The 17064-nt window shown below is 65.7% G+C and carries 18 protein-coding genes; 10 read left to right on the top strand and 8 right to left on the bottom strand.

What is annotated here, in order from left to right; genetic code table 11:
• Positions 1-53: 53 nt before the first annotated feature.
• Both AC1DCF_RS03920 and AC1DCF_RS03915 read left to right on the top strand, forming a co-directional pair.
• Positions 54-650, top strand: coding sequence for a hypothetical protein (locus AC1DCF_RS03920; RefSeq protein ID WP_477209896.1), 597 nt, complete (start codon positions 54-56; stop codon positions 648-650).
• Positions 651-720: 70 nt separating this feature from the next.
• Positions 721-1305, top strand: a complete 585-nt coding sequence (locus tag AC1DCF_RS03915; protein ID WP_477209895.1) for a hypothetical protein — start codon at positions 721-723, stop codon at positions 1303-1305.
• A gap of 66 nt (positions 1306-1371) precedes the next feature.
• On the opposite strand, the gene AC1DCF_RS03910 is transcribed toward AC1DCF_RS03915, so the two are convergent.
• Entirely contained in the window at positions 1372-1956 is a 585-nt protein-coding gene (locus tag AC1DCF_RS03910; RefSeq protein WP_477209894.1) for a TetR/AcrR family transcriptional regulator, read from the bottom strand.
• 171 nt (positions 1957-2127) lie between these two features.
• Between AC1DCF_RS03910 and add the strand changes: the two genes are divergently transcribed.
• Together add and AC1DCF_RS03900 are read left to right on the top strand one after the other, a co-directional pair.
• A complete protein-coding gene (gene add / locus AC1DCF_RS03905) occupies positions 2128-3192 on the top strand; it encodes an adenosine deaminase (RefSeq protein ID WP_477209893.1) in 1065 nt (354 codons plus the stop codon).
• A 43-nt stretch (positions 3193-3235) separates the two neighbouring features.
• Positions 3236-4687, top strand: a complete 1452-nt coding sequence (locus AC1DCF_RS03900) for an APC family permease (protein ID WP_477209892.1) — start codon at positions 3236-3238, stop codon at positions 4685-4687.
• Here the strand turns inward: AC1DCF_RS03900 and AC1DCF_RS03895 are convergent.
• Positions 4684-5337: a helix-turn-helix domain-containing protein gene (locus AC1DCF_RS03895; protein WP_477209891.1), complete on the bottom strand. Its 654-nt coding sequence runs from the start codon at positions 5335-5337 to the stop codon at positions 4684-4686. The two genes, AC1DCF_RS03900 and AC1DCF_RS03895, sit on opposite strands and share 4 nt — an antisense overlap.
• Before the next feature lie 77 nt (positions 5338-5414).
• Here AC1DCF_RS03895 and speB point away from each other — a divergent pair, with 77 nt between their 5' ends.
• The gene (gene speB / locus AC1DCF_RS03890; RefSeq protein ID WP_477209890.1) at positions 5415-6368 is read left to right on the top strand and encodes an agmatinase; all 954 of its coding nucleotides are present in this window, start codon (positions 5415-5417) and stop codon (positions 6366-6368) included.
• A gap of 76 nt (positions 6369-6444) precedes the next feature.
• On the opposite strand, the gene AC1DCF_RS03885 is transcribed toward speB, so the two are convergent.
• A complete protein-coding gene (locus tag AC1DCF_RS03885) occupies positions 6445-6795 on the bottom strand; it encodes a cupin domain-containing protein (protein WP_477209889.1) in 351 nt (116 codons plus the stop codon).
• Between the two features lie 269 nt (positions 6796-7064).
• Here AC1DCF_RS03885 and AC1DCF_RS03880 point away from each other — a divergent pair, with 269 nt between their 5' ends.
• The gene (locus AC1DCF_RS03880; RefSeq protein ID WP_477209888.1) at positions 7065-7850 is read left to right on the top strand and encodes a DUF805 domain-containing protein; all 786 of its coding nucleotides are present in this window, start codon (positions 7065-7067) and stop codon (positions 7848-7850) included.
• Between the two features lie 43 nt (positions 7851-7893).
• Here AC1DCF_RS03880 and AC1DCF_RS03875 read toward each other — a convergent pair whose 3' ends face one another.
• Together AC1DCF_RS03875 and AC1DCF_RS03870 are read right to left on the bottom strand one after the other, a co-directional pair.
• A complete protein-coding gene (locus AC1DCF_RS03875) occupies positions 7894-8541 on the bottom strand; it encodes an SDR family NAD(P)-dependent oxidoreductase (RefSeq protein ID WP_477210536.1) in 648 nt (215 codons plus the stop codon).
• Between the two features lie 82 nt (positions 8542-8623).
• Positions 8624-10042, bottom strand: coding sequence for a DUF6421 family protein (locus tag AC1DCF_RS03870; protein ID WP_477209887.1), 1419 nt, complete (start codon positions 10040-10042; stop codon positions 8624-8626).
• Between the two features lie 244 nt (positions 10043-10286).
• On the opposite strand from AC1DCF_RS03870, the gene AC1DCF_RS03865 reads away from it, so the two are divergent.
• Positions 10287-11042, top strand: coding sequence for a DNA alkylation repair protein (locus AC1DCF_RS03865; protein WP_477209886.1), 756 nt, complete (start codon positions 10287-10289; stop codon positions 11040-11042).
• 192 nt (positions 11043-11234) lie between these two features.
• Here AC1DCF_RS03865 and AC1DCF_RS03860 read toward each other — a convergent pair whose 3' ends face one another.
• Entirely contained in the window at positions 11235-12506 is a 1272-nt protein-coding gene (locus AC1DCF_RS03860) for a methyltransferase (protein WP_477209885.1), read from the bottom strand.
• Between the two features lie 247 nt (positions 12507-12753).
• Here AC1DCF_RS03860 and AC1DCF_RS03855 point away from each other — a divergent pair, with 247 nt between their 5' ends.
• Positions 12754-14028, top strand: coding sequence for an MFS transporter (locus AC1DCF_RS03855; RefSeq protein WP_477209884.1), 1275 nt, complete (start codon positions 12754-12756; stop codon positions 14026-14028).
• A gap of 111 nt (positions 14029-14139) precedes the next feature.
• Here AC1DCF_RS03855 and AC1DCF_RS03850 read toward each other — a convergent pair whose 3' ends face one another.
• The gene (locus AC1DCF_RS03850) at positions 14140-14523 is read right to left on the bottom strand and encodes a MerR family transcriptional regulator (RefSeq protein ID WP_477209883.1); all 384 of its coding nucleotides are present in this window, start codon (positions 14521-14523) and stop codon (positions 14140-14142) included.
• Between the two features lie 288 nt (positions 14524-14811).
• Positions 14812-15276 carry a MarR family winged helix-turn-helix transcriptional regulator gene (locus tag AC1DCF_RS03845; protein WP_441792154.1) on the bottom strand — a complete coding sequence of 155 codons (465 nt, stop codon included), beginning with the start codon at positions 15274-15276 and terminating at the stop codon, positions 14812-14814.
• A gap of 79 nt (positions 15277-15355) precedes the next feature.
• Here AC1DCF_RS03845 and AC1DCF_RS03840 point away from each other — a divergent pair, with 79 nt between their 5' ends.
• Positions 15356-16066 (top strand): hypothetical protein, encoded by a 711-nt coding sequence (locus AC1DCF_RS03840; protein ID WP_477209882.1) that lies wholly within the window; start codon positions 15356-15358, stop codon positions 16064-16066.
• Complete coding sequence (locus AC1DCF_RS03835; protein ID WP_477209881.1) at positions 16063-16899, top strand: SDR family NAD(P)-dependent oxidoreductase; 837 nt, start codon at positions 16063-16065, stop codon at positions 16897-16899. The genes AC1DCF_RS03840 and AC1DCF_RS03835 overlap by 4 nt, the downstream gene beginning before the upstream one ends.
• Positions 16900-17064: the final 165 nt, after the last annotated feature.

The raw sequence follows: 17064 nt of genomic DNA, 5'->3' as shown, positions 1-17064 counted from the left end.
CAACCGGGCAGTCGTCGACGACTCGCGTCAGATTCTGAAGGGAACACGAAATCATGGGATACAAGAGAGCAGCGTTCACGACCGGGCTCACCCTGGGCTCCGTTGTGCTGGCCGCGGTAGCCCTGGGGCTGGGCGCCGCTTCCGGAAACAGTGACGCGGCATCCGACGTGTTGTCGTCGACGTCGTCACCGACTCCGTCCCCGTCCGCGACCCTCGTGATCACGGAGCCCCTGGCTCCGGTGACCCCCGCACCGACCGCGACGCCGGGGGCGGAGGCGGTACCTGCGATTCCAGGAGCACCTGCGATACCGGTGCCCCTGCCGGCGCCGCCGGTCATCGACCCGATGTCGGCGGCGTACAACTCGTACACCGACCCCAATAGACCCGATTTCGTCTCGGAGTCTGACAAGAAGACCTGGCTGGCGTTGCAACAGGTCATTCGACAGTGCATGGCTGACAAAGGCTTCGAGTACCTGAACTGGGAGTGGTGGATGGGCGGCGACCCGCAGCCGAAGAACCTCAGCTATGACGCTGGCATCGCGTGGATCGTCGGGATGTACGGCGACGCGTACATGAATCCGACGGGCAACTGGGAAGAAAGCGGTTGCTCCGGCTACGCGCTGCACATCACCGGCGACACCACTCACTAACCCACGCCGTTATAGGCCGCCGAATGCGCACCCGACTTCGTCGCAGCACGACCGACAAGGAATGAAGAGAATGAGAAGAAGACTGACGGGCATCCTCGCGTTCGGGGGAATCGGCATTGCCGTTGCGGCCAGCGTCTCGCTGGGAATTGGCGCCTTTGCGACAGAGTCTGGGCCGGGCCTGGATGCCGTGGCGACGCACGCAGCGAGCGCGACGGTCGAGAATCAGACGGATGCGTCAGCGGAGGCGGCTCCGTCGGCAGCGGCGACCCCGTCGCCGACAGTCGCTGCCGGACCGGGCGATCCGCTCTCAACGCCACCCGCAGCGCCCTCGACCGATTCGAGCGCAGCACCCGCGGACCGAGCAGGTGCGGGGCCTGTCGTGCTGACCGAGCGCCAGCAATGGCTCGTCTTCCAGGATGCGGTGCGCCAGTGCATGGCCGGCGAAGGTCAGGAATACCTCTACTTCGAGTGGTGGAACCCGGCCTACCAACAGGAGATCGGCGTGAACCCGGCGATGCCCCCTGGCCTGTCGACAGACGAGAAAGCGAGCTGGGAGCTGACGCTCAACGGCAACACGGGTGGCGGTGCCGACTATCACTGGGAAGAAGCCGGCTGCTGGGGAATCACCGTGCAGCAGTTCGGCAACACGCACTAGCCCGGCCCGGAAAGGTAGCGGTGGGCTAGCCTGCGCGCAACGCGCATCCGCGTTCCACGAGCCGGCCTAACGCTGGATCGTGGTCAGATGGGCTTCAAATGCGACCGCAATGCGTGACGTGGGTAGATCCTCCATGACCGCTTGCATCGCCAGGCCGTCAGTGACCGCGACCAGGATGTCCGCCTCGGCGGCGATCGCGAGGCCAGGGCGGAGGCTGCCGTCCAGGACGCCCTGCTTGAGCACGTCGGCCCACCGGTCGCGAGCCCGGGCGTAATACTCCCGGTACATCTCGAGAAGAACCGTGTCGGTGCCGAGCCGTCCGACGAATCCGAGCCAGGCGCTCACGTCATTGCGGCGGACTTCGTCCATCGGCAGGATGGCGTAGGCCATCTCGCGGAGCGCGTCGATTGCGGGACTGATCGCCGCAATCCCCTCGAGCCGTGTGTCGGTGTGCTCAAAAGTCTGGGACATCGCGAGTCGAATGATTTCAGTCTTGTCGGCGAAGTAATGCTGAACTGCTCCCGCGGAGATCCCCGCTGCTTCGGCGACGCTCAACATCGTCACGGCGTCGAGGCCGCGTTCGCCCACAATCTTCCACACGACTTCGGCGATCCGGGCACGCCGCTCTTCATGATCAACGATCTTTGGCATGTGCACCTCGGTTTCTGGGGCGGTCAATCGTCGGAAGGCTGAACGGTTTCGCCGCGCCGACAACACGCTTCTCACCTCGAACCTAAAGCTAAATGCTGGTGACCATTGACAAGGCGCGCCGCCTGCCTCATTATTTAGTTCATTCAAATGAAATAAAAAGAATGGACAGCGATGCCCGAGTCGACCCCCCTTGCACACTCACCGCGATCAGAGTTCATCGAAGGGCTGCCCAAGGCAGAAATTCACTGCCACTTCGCCGGAGTCGTTCGTCCGCAGACACTGCGTGAACTCGCGACGCAGAACGGGATCACGCTCCCGCATCCCGACGATCCCTATGACCCCCAGTACCAGCCGCACGCGGTAGCGTCACTGGAACTTCTTGATACCGTCACTTCGGCCGTTCGGAGCCGGGACGACTTCGCTCGCGTCGCCTACGAGGCGCAGATCGATGCCTTCACCAACTCGAACATTCGCTACCGCGAGATGTTCTTCAACCCCACCCAACACGGCACGTTCTGGGCAGTTTCCTACGCATCGATGGTTGACGGCCTGATTGACGGCATGCGCCAGGCGGAGAAGGAGGTTGGTATCCGAGGGCGCATCATTCCCTCGATCAATCGGGAACAGGCGCCGGCTGTGGCGACCCAACTCGTGCACGACGTGATCGACAATCCGCGGGATGAAGTCGTCGGAATCGGCATGGATGCGAATGAAATGACTGGTCCGCCCGAGTCATTCGTCGAGGCATTTCAGCTCGCCGGCAAACACGGCATTCGCCGAACGGCACACGCGGGCGAATGGGCGCTGCCGCGCAATGTGCGCACGACCTTGGAGCTTCTGAGTGTTGACCGCCTCGATCACTCCTACCTCTTGGTGACCGATGACGAGCTCATGGAGCGCGTCGCCGCGTCGGGGATGCATGTCGCGGCCTGCTGGTCGACCAGCCTTTACCACGGCTATGAGAACGACGCCTCAAACCCGATCGCTCGCATGAAGGCCGCCGGAATCAGCGTGTCGTTGAACACGGATGACCCGGCCCTCGACCAGACCCGGCTCGGCAATGAGTACGCGTTGTACGCGAAAGCCGTGGGTGCCACCGAGAGTGACATCGAGCACATCGCACTCGACGTCCTCGATCACATCTGGCTCGACGACTCGGAACGTCGCGCCGTCAAGGCTGAGTTTGAGACCGAGATCAGGGCCCTCACAGCGCGCCTTTCTGAGAACGCACGCTGAGCGCCCCAAAACCCCACCACACCGACAGTATTGGAGCGAGACAATGATGAGTCAATCCAAGCAATCCCCTTCGACGAGTCTGCGCAAGAACAGCATTACCACTCCCCACCTGGTCTTTTTTGTTGTTGCCGCAGCCGCGCCTCTGACCGTGCTCGCAGGGTTTCTTCCCATGGTGTTCGTCATGGGCGGCACGATCTCTCCGGTCGGGTACCTGGTGGGTGGCTTGGTCTATCTGCTCTTCTCGGTGGGATTCGTTGCCATGTCGAGGCGCGTGACGGATGCTGGGGCGTTCTACGCCTACATCAAGGCAGGGCTCGGCGACAAGATCGGCTCGGGTTCGGCGCTCGTCGCCTATGTCGGATACACCATGGGACAGATTGGATTCTGCGCGGCCGCCGGACTCTTCGCCTCCAACGCTCTGAGCCGCTTTCTCGGACTCGACGTTCCGTGGGGAGTATCAGCGGTCGTGATCGGCATCGCGGTCGGCTTCCTCTCCTATGCCCAGGTCAACATCGGCGCACGCGTGCTGACCACCCTCCTTCTGGTCGAGGTGGGAATCCTCTTCGCCCTCGCGGTGGCAATTCTGATCCAGGGAACCCCGGAAGGGTACGACCTGGAGTCATTCAACCCCGCGAACTGGACGCTCTCCGCGCTCGGCCCGCTCCTCGTTCTGACCTTCATCGTGTACATCGGCTTCGAGCAGACCGCGATCTACAGCGAGGAAGCCAAAGACCCCAAGAAGACAATTCCTCGGGCCACGTACATTGCCGTCATTGCGTTGACGGTGGTCTACACATTCATGGCGTGGATCATCTTGATGGCAATCGGCCCGAACAAGCTGGGCAGCGTTCTCCAGGGAGACCTGACCAATCTTGTCTTCGACGTGAGCAATCAGTATCTCGGCTCACTGATGACCGGCGTGATGGAGATACTGGTCGTGACCAGCTTCTTCGCCGGAGTGCTCGCCCTGCAGAACGCCGGCTCCCGATACCTTTTCTCGATGTCCCGAGCAAAGCTCCTGCCGGCGCGGCTCTTTCACACGAACCCGAAGACCGGAAGCCCGACGGTTGCCGCTCTCACCCAGATGATTCTCGTCGTGGTGGCCATCGCGATTTTCGCCATCCTGCAGTTCGACCCCTACTTGCAGGTGATCATCTGGACGAACACGCCCACACTGATTGCCGTGCTCGCCTTGCAGATCGCGACGTCGATTGCGGTGGTCTTCTACTTCTGGCGGGCGCCACAGGGCGAAAGCCTCTGGAGCCGGATGATCGCCCCGATTGCGGCGGCGATTCTCTTGACGGGCGTCCTCGTCTTGATCTGTTCACAGCTCACGCTGCTGACCGGCCTCGACAGTGTGGGCAACTTCATCATCTGCATCCCGCTCATCGTGGCCTTCATCGTCGGCTATGCCCGCAGTGCGTGGCTGAAGCGTCAGGGAATCGTGGGCACTCTGGTCACGGCCTCCAGCGAGAGCCCGGCAGCGGCGAGCTAGCTCGAGCCGCTCCAGGCCGCCGGCACAATCGTCCAGATGACTTCGGCGATCGAGTCTGACTCATTCGTCCACGAGTGAGGCTCGCGCCCGGCGATCGTCGTGGTGTCGCCTTCGCGAAGCACGAGCGTCTGGTGGGCGAACCTCAGCTGAAGTTCGCCGGTGAGCACGTGCACGACCTCGATATCGCAGTTGATTGTATAGAGCTCGGTTCCGCCCGATGAGTTCGGGTGCAGGGTTGAACGCAACACCTGCACCCCGGCCTCGGTGCGGGGAGTGAGCAGGCGCTCGATCGCGCCGTTCCCGCCCATGTTGATCAGTGGGGCATCGGCGAGTGCGATGACCTCGTTCGTCGGCGGCTCAAAGAGCGAGCCGACCGGCAGCGACAGCACCTGGCAGAGCGTCACGAGGGTGCTGACGCTCGGAGACGTTTCGTCACGCTCGATTCGGCTGATGAAGCCTTTCGTGAGGTCGGTGGCTTCAGCGACCTGCGCGATCGTGAGGCCTTGCGCCAATCGAGTCGCGCGCAGTTTCGCGCCGATGGCGAGCGGCTCGCTCGATGGTGCCGGACGCAGTGGTCGCACAAGTTCCCCCAGCGGGTCGGTGGCTGTCAGTTCACGGGCGAGCAGACATCTCAACAAGAGTATCTTCACCCCGAGAGTTGCTTGTTATGCTTACTTTGTTGTCTGTAAGAAACCTTTGTCTATCTGTCTGGGTCGAGAGTAGTGAAATGTCCTCTTCATCGTTTGTTGGTCCCACCGATTCAAGCAAGACTCCGCGCTATGCCGGTATCGCGACTTTCTCGCTCCTGCCGCGCCTCGAAGATGTGGACCGGGCCGACATCGCTGTCGTCGGCATCCCCTTCGATGGCGGCGTGAGTTACCGCCCGGGTGCTCGTTTCGGCCCGTCGCACGTGCGCGAGGCCTCGCGGTTGCTGCGTCCTTACAATCCGGTGCAAGACATTGAGCCGTACGCGACGCAGCAGGTGGTTGATGCCGGCGACATCGCGGCCAATCCGTTCAATCTCGAGGCCGCCGTCGCCGAGATCGAAGCGGGCGCGCACGCCCTCACCGAGCAAGGGATGCGGTTGGTCGTCATTGGCGGCGACCACACGATCGCCTTGCCGCTGCTGCGCAACGTCGTCGCCGAGCACGGGCCGGTCGCGGTCATCCATTTCGATGCGCACCTCGATACCTGGGACACCTACTTCGGTGCGCCGGTGACTCATGGCACTCCATTCCGACGCGCATCGGAAGAGGGCCTGATCGACCAGACCGCGAGCATCCATGTGGGAACGCGTGGGCCGCTGTATGGGCGCGAGGATCTCCGCGATGATGAGCGTCTGGGATTTGCCGTGATCGGCGCCCACGAATTCGAAACTGACGGGGTCACGGCGATCATCGAGCGCGTGCGGAAGCGTGTCGGCGACCGCCCGCTCTACGTGAGCATCGACATCGACGTTCTCGATCCGGCGCACGCCCCGGGAACCGGCACTCCCGAAGCGGGAGGCTTGACCAGCCGCGAGCTGCTGGCCGTGATTCGAAGCCTGGCCTCGCTCAACATCGTCGGTGCCGACGTCGTCGAGGTCGCGCCGGCATACGATCACGCCCAGATCACCGCTATTGCAGCATCCCACGTCGTGTATGAGCTGATTTCGGCGATGGCTCCGCGCACGTCGATCTGATCGAACGCGAGTGCCTCCGGGCCCGGCCGATGACTTTGTCATTCCGAACGGGTCCGGAGGCTCTGTGGTTGTGGGTCTAGACGACTCCGACGAAGTACTTGCGCGTCGGTTCGAGCGTGTGCCAGATGCCCGTGTGTCCTGCAGGGATCACGAACGCATCGCCGGCGGCGAACTCATCGCGCGTTCCGTCTGAGTGTTCGACTGCGACGCGCCCCTCGATGATGACGCAGATTTCTGTGTAGGGCCACGAGTCGAAGCTGACCCAGCCCGGCTGACCTTCCCAATAACCGGCGATGCTGCCGGAATCGCCGAGGTCGACACGGTGCTCTTCTTCTGACCATGCGGCAGAGAGTGTGTCGTAGTCGCTGGGGACCGGAACCACACGGGTGTTGAACCCCTTGCCGAGGCGAGCGATGGGTGTGGACATGAGTGACTTCTCCGATCGGGTTGGCATTCTCTCTCGGTGCCGCCCGACGGATGCGGGCGGGCGCCGAACAAAGGTTGCCAAGAAGGCAACCTTTGTAGACTATGGTACAACACCACAGTCGCGAGATTTCGGCTGCATCCGAATTCGCTGCCCGACGAAACGGGGTGGCGACAGCGGAGGGCAACTCGCCGTCGCTAGAGTTTGGGGGCCCGCATCCGTCGATGATGGCGCCGGCGAGCAGACGCGGGCTTCGGGTGGAGAGGCGCACGATGACCGAGGGCACGCCCACCGTTCCCGCCGGCTGGTTCGTGGATCCCCAAGCCCGCAATCAGCTGCGCTGGTGGGACGGTTCGTCCTGGACGCACCACGTCACGCCGAACGTCGTGGTGGATGCCCCGGCGCAGCGGGAGGCAACAGTTCCTGCGGTCGAACGTCCGGTTGAACAAGTGCAACCTGCGAACGGCCAGTCGGAGTACGGCCAGTCGGCGTACGGCCAGTCGGCGTACGGCCAGTCGGCGTACGGCCAGTCGACCTTCGGCCAGACTTCATTCGGTCAGTCTTCGTTCGGCCAATCCTCGTTCGGCCAGGGTGCGCCTGGCCAGGGCACGTATAGCCAATCGCGCTCTGGGTACGCGCAGCGACCCATCACCGCTGCACCGCCGCTGACTTTCGGTGAATCGATTGTCACGGTTTTTCGCAAGTACGCCGACTTCACAGGGGTCGCCAGCCGGTCAGAGTACTGGTGGTGGTACCTGTTCTCGACTGTGGTGACGATGCTTCTCTCCGTGCCGATGTACTCCACCGATCCAGCGATCATGCTCCCGGCGTCACTCGTCATACTCGTCTGGGCGCTGGGCACATTCCTGCCGCGTTTCGCCGTCACCGTGCGCCGTCTTCGCGATACCGGTCGCTCGTGGCTCTATTTGTTGTGGGGCTTCGTCCCCTTAGGAGGCATCGTTCTCATCGTTTTCTTCTGCCAGGCATCGGCCGGCTATGCCGGCGAGCCCGCGCGGCAGGTGGCGCAGTACCGCGACGTGCGGTGGCCGCAGCAGTAACAAGCGAGCCGCCGAAACCCGACCGGCTCGACCAGCGAGGGCGCTATTCGCGGAGCCGCACCCGCGTGTTGTTGACGGATGCCGCATCCGTGTTCCAGAGGCCGACCACGTTGGTCGCGAGTTCGGCCTCCAGGCCCTCGAGCCCGCGCACCACAAAGATGACCGCGGCCGCATTGGGGGCGGTCTTCGCGAACCCCTGCCCGACCGCGCGGGTCCACGTTTCGGCTGCCGCTTTCGCCGCGGCGTAGTTCGCTCCGCCGGGAGCTGGCTTGTCGACCGAGGTGCTCGACACGATCGCGAGCCGGCCGGCCGGCGAGGCCAGCAGGTCGGCGTTGAACGCCCGCGTCGTGTTGCGGAGCGTCGTGATGACGTTGCGGTGCAAGAAATCCCAGTCGTCGTCGCTCTGGCCGGCGAGACCACCGCCACCGCGCCATCCGCCCACCAGGTGAATCAATCCGTCGACGCCGCCATGCCCGTGCTCGGCTGCCCGGTCTCGAATCTCCGACGCCAGAGCCGTGACGGCCGCGAAGTCGGACAGGTCGCAGACGCGCGTGATGGAGCCCGGAACTTCGGCCGCGAAGGTGGCCAAACGTTCGGCGTTCGAGCCGACGGCGATCACCCTGGCTCCGGAAGCCCGAAGCGCGGTCGCCACCGCGACCCCGGCCGCGCTGGTCGCACCTGCAATGAGCACGGTGCGACCAGCGACGGTCGAGGCAGCGGTCGAGGCTGCAGCCGTCGAGTCAGGCGACCCGCCAGCTTTCCCCTCGGCGTTGTTAGTCACGAGCGGTGATGCCCTGGGTCGACTCGATGACCGTCTTCATCTTCTTGTCGAGCGCCTCGAAGAACATCGACAGCGGGAACTCGTCGTCCATCACCAGGTCGGTGTAGCCCTTCGGCGGACCGGCAAGCACCTCAATCGGGAGCCCGCGCGCCCAGACCGAGGCCGGGTTCGGCGTGAGCCTCTCGGCGATCATGTCGTAGGCGGCCAACCAGTGCGCCTTCTTCGGGCGGTCAATCGACTTCCAGTACAGCTCGTCGATCTGGGCGCCGAGCGCGATGACGACATCCGGAACGGCGTCCCAGTCGAAGTCGAGCTTGGTGTCGGTCCAGTGCAACACGTGGTGCTGGTGCATCCACGCGAACAGCAGCTGCCCGCCGAGGCCGTCGTAGTTGCGCACCCGGCTGCCGGTGATCGAGAACCGGAAGATCCGGTCGAAGATCACGCCGTACTGCACGAGCTTGGCGTGCTTGCGCGCCTCGGGGCTCGCGTTCTCGTCGCGCTCGATCTTCACCGATTCGCGGAATGCGGTGAGGTCGCAGCGCAGTTCTTCGAGCGAGTAGAGGAAGAACGGCATCCGCTGCTTGATCATGAACGGGTCGAACGGCAGGTCGCCGCGCATGTGCGTGCGGTCGTGGATGAGATCCCACATGACGAACATTTCTTCGGTCAGGTGCTGGTCATCGAGCAGTGCCGCCGCGTCTTCCGGCAGTTCGAGACGGGTGATCTCGGCTGCCGCGCGCACGACCCGGCGGTACCGGGCCGCCTCACGGTCGGCGAAGATCGCGCCCCACGTGAACGTCGGAATCTCCCGCATCGCCACGGTCTCGGGAAAGAGCACGGCCGAGTTCGTGTCGTAGCCGGCCGTGAAGTCGAGAAAACGAATCGGCACGAACAGCTTGTTCGTGTACTCCTCTTCGAGTTCGGCGATGAATTCGGGCCAGATTACCTCGATCAGCACGGCCTCGACGAAACGGTTCGTGCTGCCGTTCTGGGTGTACATCGGAAACACGACGAGGTGACGGATGCCGTCGGCACGGTGTTGCTGCGGCTGGAAGGCCATCAGCGAGTCGAAGAAGTCGGGCATGCCGAAGCGCGGAGACTCTTCTGATCCGGTGGCCCAGCGGGTGAAGTCCGTGACGAGCGCGCTGAGGTAGCCGGCATCGTGGGGGAACAGCGGGGCGAGTTCCTCGATGGCCTGGGTCAGCGTGGTGACCTGGGCCGCGGCATCCGTGTGGTCTGCCGGGTCGGGGATCGAGCCATCCTGGGTTTGAATGGCCTGCAGGGCCGTTGCGGCGTTCTTCAGGCGGAGCCAGGCGGGATGAGTTTCGACGTCGGCGGCCAGGTCGATGGTGCGGGCGTCTTCGACAACCTCGGGCTCACCGACCAGTGCAGATGCAATGTAATTCGACATGGGAACCTCCCGTCCTCGTTGATTGGCCGCAGTTGCAGCAAAGAGTGGCGCAGAAACTGCACCACTCTTCAGGCTAGCGAGGGATGTCCAGCGTTTTCTTGCAGGCGTCTGCAGGAAAGCTGCGTCAGCCGCGCGTGGACGCGTCTTCTCGTCGGCGCGAGCGGGTGTCGGCACGCGCGCAGCGGGTGGCGCACGTCCCCTCGCGGCGCATGCTGCAACGGCTGCGGCTGGATAGTGTGTCGATATGGCTACCGAAACGGATGCGTCGGCGCTGACGGCGATCGCGGTGCAGTCGGTGCTCGCCGCGGTTGCGAACCCCGACGACGCCCGCGGCGCCGCCCGGTACTTCAAGACCGGGCCCGGCGAATACGGCGAAGGCGACGTCTTCATCGGGGTGCGCGTGCCGGCCCTGCGCCAGGCAATCAAACCGTTCGCCCAGCTGCCGCCTGGCGAGGTGCAACTGCTTCTCGACAGCGCGGTGCACGAGCACCGTCTGGCGGCCGTCCTGATTCTGGCCGGCCAGTTCCAGCGGGCGAGCAAGCCGCGAACGTTCGATGATGTCGAGCGCACGCGGCTATCCGACTTCTACCTGGCCGCAGTTCGCCAGGGACGGGTCAACAATTGGGATCTCGTCGACTCGTCAGCTCCCACTTTGCTCGGCGACTTTCTCTTTGACCGAGACCGCGGAGTGCTCTTCGAGCTCGCGGCCAGCGACATCCTCTGGGAACGGCGCGCGGGGATGATTGCGACGCAGGGCCTCATCGGGCGGGGCGATGCGTCGACGACGCTCGAGCTTGCATCCGTTCTCCTCCCCGATCGCGCCGACCTGATGCAGAAGGCGGTCGGCTGGATGCTGCGCGAGGTGGGCAAACGGGTTGACCGGGCGCTGCTGCTGCAGTTTCTCGATGCGCATGCGGCCGAGATGGGGCGCACGGCGCTCAGCTATGCGACCGAGCATCTCGCGCCGGAGCTGCGCGCGGAGTATCGCGCGCAGAAGTGACGCTGATCTGGGCCGGTGGTCGAGCTTGTCGAGACCTCTGCCAGCCGATCCGTCAACCCAGGCCGTGTCTCTAACGTCGGAGATTCTGAGGAATTCCGGCTTTTCGAGCCCGAGAATCCCCGGATTCTCAAAATTCTCCGCAGTTGCGAACGCGCCCGCCGGGTCGCCGACTAGTCGGCCCGACCGCGACCCCTACGCCGCAGCGAGTCGCCAGAGCGACGTGATCTCGGCCGCGCGCGCGGCATGCAGCGGGTCGCTGGCGTCGACGGCCTTCGGATGCCTCGGGCGGATGTCGAGGCGCGACACGATCATGAGTCCGGCGTCTTCGATGAGGTCCAGGAGGTCGGCGCGGGAGCGCAGCCCGAGCCGCTCGGCGATGTCGGAGATGATCAGCCAGCCTTCGCCGCCGGGAGCCAGGTGCTCGTTCAGGCCGACCAGAAAGCCGCGCAGCATGCGGCTGTCCGGGTCGTACACGGCGTGATCGGTGGACGTCGTGGCCGACGCCGGGATCCACGGCGGGTTGCAAACGATGAGGTCAGCGCGGCCCTTCGGGAACAGGTCGGCCTGCACCACTTCAACCTGTGAGCTGAGCCCGAGGCGCGTGATGTTATCGGCCGCGCAGGCGAGGGCGCGCGGGTCGAGGTCGGTGCCGATCACTCGGGTCACGCTGCGCTTCGCGAGGATCGCCGACAGCACGCCGGTTCCGGCGCCGATGTCGAACGCGACGCCGCCCGGCCGAGTCGCGGCGGCGGGGAGCGGCGCATTGGAGACGAGGTCGAGGTACTCCCCGCGCACCGGTGAGAAGACGCCGTAGTGCGGGTGGATGCGCGCGCCAAGTGCTGCGACGGGCACACCTTCGCGACGCCATTCGTGGGCGCCGATCACGCCGAGCAGCTCGCGCAGCGCGAGAACCGACGAGGTGCCGGGAGCCCGGCGGAGGCCCGGGCCAAACGCTTCGAGGCACGCGTCGCGCACCTCGGGCGCCCGGCGGAGCGGCACCGCGAGGGTGGAGTCGAGCTCCACCAAGATCAGTCCGAGACGGCGGGCGCGCTTCGCGGCATCCGCTCGAAAAGTATGAAAAGCCGTCGTCAGATCGCTGCGCGGCGAACGTGAACGCTTGTCGACGCGGCGAGCCAGTGCGCTGAGCAGCTGGCGGGCGTTGTTGAAATCGCCGCGCCAGAGCACGCCGGTGCCGGCGGACACCAGCCGGTAGGCGGCATCCGCGGTCATTTCGTCGTCACCGATGACGACCGTCGCCGGGGCGGGCCAGCCGCCATCCGAGCGCCAGGCCGCCGAACGCTGCTGCCCGTTCTCGAGCCAGCCGATCTGAGCGTCGGATCCCGGCGCTTCGGATCCCGGCGCTTCGACAACCGGGGTCGCCGAAACCGGGGCATCGGCAGCCGGAGCCGCGGAAACCGGGGTCGCTGCATCGGCGGCGGCTGAATTCGGGGGCGTGCTCGACATGCGTCAACTCCTGTGACACGACACGGCTGAGGCAACACCGCCCTCGTTCGTGCACGGGGGCGGGTGCGGCCAGATCGGGCTCCGCGGTCTGCTTTCGAGTATCGCAGCCCACCCTGTGCGTGCTGTGTCCACCGCGAAACTGCAATTGTCGGAGCCTCCCACCGCGTGAGGCTCCGACAACTGCAGTTTCGCGGGTCAGCGAGTCGTCTTGACCTTGACATTAGTGTCAAGGTTGGACACTTGCGTTATGTCCTCATCACCCCTTACCGCACCTGTTCCCGCGGCCCCATTCCGTGAGCCTGCTTCGTTCGACACCGGGCCCCATCGTGCTTCCGACGTCTCGTCGGCCGCATCCGTCGCCGAGCCCCGCCTTCCCGTCGGCGGACTCCTCGCGCTCGCCGCCGTCGTCTTTCTCGCCGTGCTCACCGAAACCCTGCCGGCCGGGCTGCTGCCGCAGATGAGTTCTGCACTGCGCGTGTCCGAGTCGCAGATCGGTCAGCTCGTCACCGTCTATGCCTTGGCCACGGCGCTGACAGCGATTCCGCTGATCGCGCTGACCCGCGGCATCCCGCGCCGCACGCTGCTGCTGACGCTCGTGGTCGGCTTCGCCCTCGTCAACGTGGTCACCGCGGTGTCGTCGAGCTACGCCGTGATCCTCATCGCCCGGGTGGGCGGCGGGGTGCTCGCCGGACTGCTCTGGGCGATGATGGCCGGCTACGCCATGCGGATGGTTCCGCCCGCGCAAGCGGGGCGGGCGCTGGCCGTCGCGATGGCCGGCACGCCACTCGCGTTCGCCCTGGGCCTCCCGCTCGGCACCCTGCTCGGCTCGCTGCTCGGCTGGCGGATGATCTTCGGCCTGATCGCCGTCGCGACAGCGCTGCTCGTGGTCTGGGTGTTGCTGGCGGTGCCGCGGTTCCCGGGCGAGAGTGCGGCCGGTCGCGCGACCCTCTGGCAGGTGTTCCGCACTCCCGGGCTCGCCGCCATCCTGGCCGTCACGCTCACCTTCGTGCTCGCCCACAACGTGACCTACACCTACATCGCTCCGCTGATGCGGGCGTCGGGATGGGATGAGCGCCTCGACGTCGTGCTGCTTGTTTTCGGCGCGAGTGCCATCGCCGGGCTCGGGCTGGTCGGCGTGCTGATCGACCGGCACCTGCGCCCGCTCGTGCTGCTGGCGACGGCGGTGCTCGCGGTCGCGACGCTGGTAATCGGCGTGGCCGGGTCGAATCCCGTCGTCACGATCGTCGCGGTCGCGCTCTGGGGGATGGCGTACGGCGGGGCTCCGGCTTTGTTGCAAAACGCTCCGGCCCGCGTCGCGGGTCCCGCAGCCGACGTTGCGCAGTCGATGATCGTGACCGTCTGGAATGGGGCGATTGCCGGCGGGGCATTCCTCGGCGGGGTCGTGCTCGATTTCGGCGGGGTCGGCGGACTTCCGGTGGTGGCCGGCGTGATCGCGCTGGTCAGTTTGGGGCTCGCGTTCGCGGCGCGCACCGGGTTTGCGGCGCGGGCGCGGCTGAACTGAGTGCGGAGCGGAGCTGGACTCCGTGGCTCGCGTGGCTTGCGGGCCTCGCGGGCCTCGCGTGGCTCGCGTGCTGGGCGGGGCCGCGTACACCGGCAGCGTCGAAAGCGCGGGTCAGCGTGCCGGCTGGCCCGCGGCATCCGTTCGGGTCGCCTCGGTCAGGTAGGCGCTGACGGCGTCGAGGTTGCGGGTGAGGCACTCGATGCGTTTGGCGAGTTGTTCGCGGCGCTGGCCGAGAGTCTCAATCATTTCGGGCGTGATCTTCTCGACCTGCACCGACGGGAGGCCTTTCAAACAGGGGATCATGTCTTTGATCAACGCGGTCGGGATGCCCGCGTCGATCAGCCCGCGGATCTGGGTGACCCGGTCGACGGCCGACTCCGGGTAGTCGCGGTAACCATTGCTTTCGCGGTCGGCGGTGAGCAGGTTCTGCTCCTCGTAGTAGCGCAGAAGCCGCGTTGACACCTCGGTGCGTTTGGACAGCTCGCCGATCTTCATCCTGTGCTCCTTCGTGCCGACACTCGCGCAGTGCCTGCGCTCACTACCTTCACATGCGTGTGAAGGCTAGTGTATCTCCGACACGGCGGAGAAATGGATGCCGCATGGAATTCGAGGAGATCGGCTCCGCGCCCGGAGAGGTTTCGTAGGCAAGTCCCGGGCCGGCGGCGTCAGCATCCGCCGGCATGCCTGCCCGTCGGCGGGACTGCGGAATCGAGGAGTTATACGGATGCGAGGAGCGGGTTGGATCCGAGGAACAGGGTGGATGCGACTGGTCGAGCGGCTGGCCTAGCGGCCGAGATCCCGGTGCAGATCCGCGTCGAGTGCGGCGCCTCCGGCAAGCTGTGCCAGGAGCGACTCGAGTTGCTCCGACTGTTCGGGAGAGAGTGGGGCGAGCAACTCGGCCTCGTGCTGCTCCGCAATTGACCGGAGTCGCGTGAGGATCGCGCGGCCCGCATCCGTCAGCGTGAGCTCGTAGTTGCGCCGATCGGTGCTGCTGCGTTCGCGACCGACGAGACCCCGGCTTTCGAGGGAGTCGATGAGCGGAACGATCCGGCTCGGCACGGCCCCGAGGCGATCGGCGAGTTCGCGCTGGCTCAGGCCGGGGGTGCGGCCGAGCAGGCGGAGCACCCCGGCGTCGCTCGGCGTGAGCCCGATCTCCCGCGTGCGCTCGGCGAAGCGCGCGGAGGCCAGCGCGCCCAGCTGCGAGAGCAGAAAGGCGGTGCGCCGCGGCCGGGGCGTGGGGGAATCCATGGCTCCAGATTACCTCCTTGACAGAATAGTTCAAGAGGTGAATCATTCTTGGTATGACTCAATTGTGAGGAGGAATGACATGACTGACGCCACTCTGCAGCGCGTCGACCGGCCGGCGCGATCTGGTGGCCCCAACCCGGGCATCCTGGCCGTGGTGAGCCTGGCGCTCACCCTCGCCGGACTGATCGTCGGCGCGGTGATGACCGGCGGCCAATTTTTCGTCTCGCCGTTTGAACCGGCGAGCCAGGTCGCCGCATATTTCCAGGCCAACCCCGAGGCCACGCGCATCTCGAGCCTGTTCATCTTCGGATCCGCCGTGCCGCTCGGCATCTTCGCCGCCACGGTGTACGCGCGCCAACTGCGCTTGGGCGTGCGGGTGCCGGGTCCCGGCATCGGCTTCTTCGGCGGAATGGCGGCATCCGTCTTCTTGATGCTCTCCGGCTGCGTGATCTGGCTGCTGAGCCGGCCCGAAATCACGACCGACGTCACGCTCACGCACGCGCTCGCGTTCTTCGCGTTCATCACGGGCGGCGTCGGATTCGTCGTCGGGCTCGGACTTCTCATCGCCGGGATCGCGGTTCCCGCGCTGATTCTTCGGTTCGTTCCGCGCTGGCTCGCCTGGATCGGCCTGGTGATTGCCGCGCTCGCCGAGCTCAGTTTTCTGTCGATGGCGATCGAGCCGCTGCAGTTTCTGCTTCCGATCGCCCGATTCGGTGGGCTGATCTGGCTCGTTGCCGTCGGCTTCCTGCTTCCTCAGAACCGGGCTGCGGCGAATCGGGGAGAACGATGAGCGCCGAGGCCCGGCCGGGCGACGCACGAACGGATGTCGCCGGCCCGCTCGCCGGCAAGGTCGCTTTGGTCACCGGTGCAAGTCAGGGGATCGGTGCCGCAATCGCGCAGGCGCTCGCGGAAGCCGGTGCCCGGGTCATTCTCGCCGCCCGGAGTGAGGAAGCCCTCGCCCGCCAGGTGGAATCGATCGAAGCCGCCGGAGGCAGCGCGGTGGCGATCCCCGTCGACGTGACGAGCGAAGATTCGGTGCGCAGCCTCTTCGAAGCCATCACCGCGCGCTTCGGACGCCTCGATGCCGCCGTGAACAACGCGGCCGGCGGCGGACTCCCGCCGACGCCACTCGCCGACTGGCCGGTCGAGAGTTTCGACTCGGCGATCGCGGTGAATCTGCGCGGCACCTTCTTGTGCTTGAAATATGAGGTCGAGTTGATGCTCGAGAACGGAGGCGGCGCGATCGTGAACCTTTCCTCGACCGCCGGGGAGCAGGGCGTCGCCGGCCTCACCGGCTATGTGGCGAGCAAATTCGGCGTCGGCGGGCTCACGCGCGTGGCGGCACTCGACTATGCGGCGTCCGGAATCCGGGTGAACGCGATCGCGCCCGGCCCCATTCTCACCGACCATCTCGCCGCGGCGGGCCCCGCCGCTCAGGCGGGAGCGGCCCGAGCGGTGCCGCTCGGCCGGGTCGGTCGATCCGATGAGGTTGCAGCGGCGGCGGTCTGGCTCTGTTCCGACGCCTCGTCGTTCGTCACCGGCACCGTGCTCGCCGTCGACGGCGGGCGCCTCGCGGGGGTTCCCGCGTTCACCGTTCCGCAGCAGCCGTCCCGCCGAGATTGACACTTCCGGTCGACTTTGCCCGGCAGAACAGGGCAACTCGACCGCAACGCTCAAGCTCGGCGAGGTGGCGTGACGTGACGTGGCTTCGCGTGATGTGAGGTGGCGAGGCGACGTGACGTGCGCGCATCCGTTGAGAGCGGATGCACGACGCCCCGCGTCCGCCGC

This window comes from Leifsonia sp. 10L418 (genome assembly GCF_056395445.1).
This window is presented reverse-complemented; position numbering and strand designations above follow the sequence as displayed.

Coding starts and splice junctions, on each gene's coding strand:
- AC1DCF_RS03920 (WP_477209896.1), top strand. CDS start 54: ATGGGATACAAGAGAGCAGCGTTCACGACCGGGCTCACCCTGGGCTCC.
- AC1DCF_RS03915 (WP_477209895.1), top strand. CDS start 721: ATGAGAAGAAGACTGACGGGCATCCTCGCGTTCGGGGGAATCGGCATT.
- AC1DCF_RS03910 (WP_477209894.1), bottom strand. CDS start 1,956: ATGCCAAAGATCGTTGATCATGAAGAGCGGCGTGCCCGGATCGCCGAA.
- add (WP_477209893.1), top strand. CDS start 2,128: ATGCCCGAGTCGACCCCCCTTGCACACTCACCGCGATCAGAGTTCATC.
- AC1DCF_RS03900 (WP_477209892.1), top strand. CDS start 3,236: ATGATGAGTCAATCCAAGCAATCCCCTTCGACGAGTCTGCGCAAGAAC.
- speB (WP_477209890.1), top strand. CDS start 5,415: ATGTCCTCTTCATCGTTTGTTGGTCCCACCGATTCAAGCAAGACTCCG.
- AC1DCF_RS03885 (WP_477209889.1), bottom strand. CDS start 6,795: ATGTCCACACCCATCGCTCGCCTCGGCAAGGGGTTCAACACCCGTGTG.
- AC1DCF_RS03880 (WP_477209888.1), top strand. CDS start 7,065: ATGACCGAGGGCACGCCCACCGTTCCCGCCGGCTGGTTCGTGGATCCC.
- AC1DCF_RS03870 (WP_477209887.1), bottom strand. CDS start 10,042: ATGTCGAATTACATTGCATCTGCACTGGTCGGTGAGCCCGAGGTTGTC.
- AC1DCF_RS03865 (WP_477209886.1), top strand. CDS start 10,287: ATGGCTACCGAAACGGATGCGTCGGCGCTGACGGCGATCGCGGTGCAG.
- AC1DCF_RS03860 (WP_477209885.1), bottom strand. CDS start 12,506: ATGTCGAGCACGCCCCCGAATTCAGCCGCCGCCGATGCAGCGACCCCG.
- AC1DCF_RS03855 (WP_477209884.1), top strand. CDS start 12,754: ATGTCCTCATCACCCCTTACCGCACCTGTTCCCGCGGCCCCATTCCGT.
- AC1DCF_RS03850 (WP_477209883.1), bottom strand. CDS start 14,523: ATGAAGATCGGCGAGCTGTCCAAACGCACCGAGGTGTCAACGCGGCTT.
- AC1DCF_RS03845 (WP_441792154.1), bottom strand. CDS start 15,276: ATGGATTCCCCCACGCCCCGGCCGCGGCGCACCGCCTTTCTGCTCTCG.
- AC1DCF_RS03840 (WP_477209882.1), top strand. CDS start 15,356: ATGACTGACGCCACTCTGCAGCGCGTCGACCGGCCGGCGCGATCTGGT.
- AC1DCF_RS03835 (WP_477209881.1), top strand. CDS start 16,063: ATGAGCGCCGAGGCCCGGCCGGGCGACGCACGAACGGATGTCGCCGGC.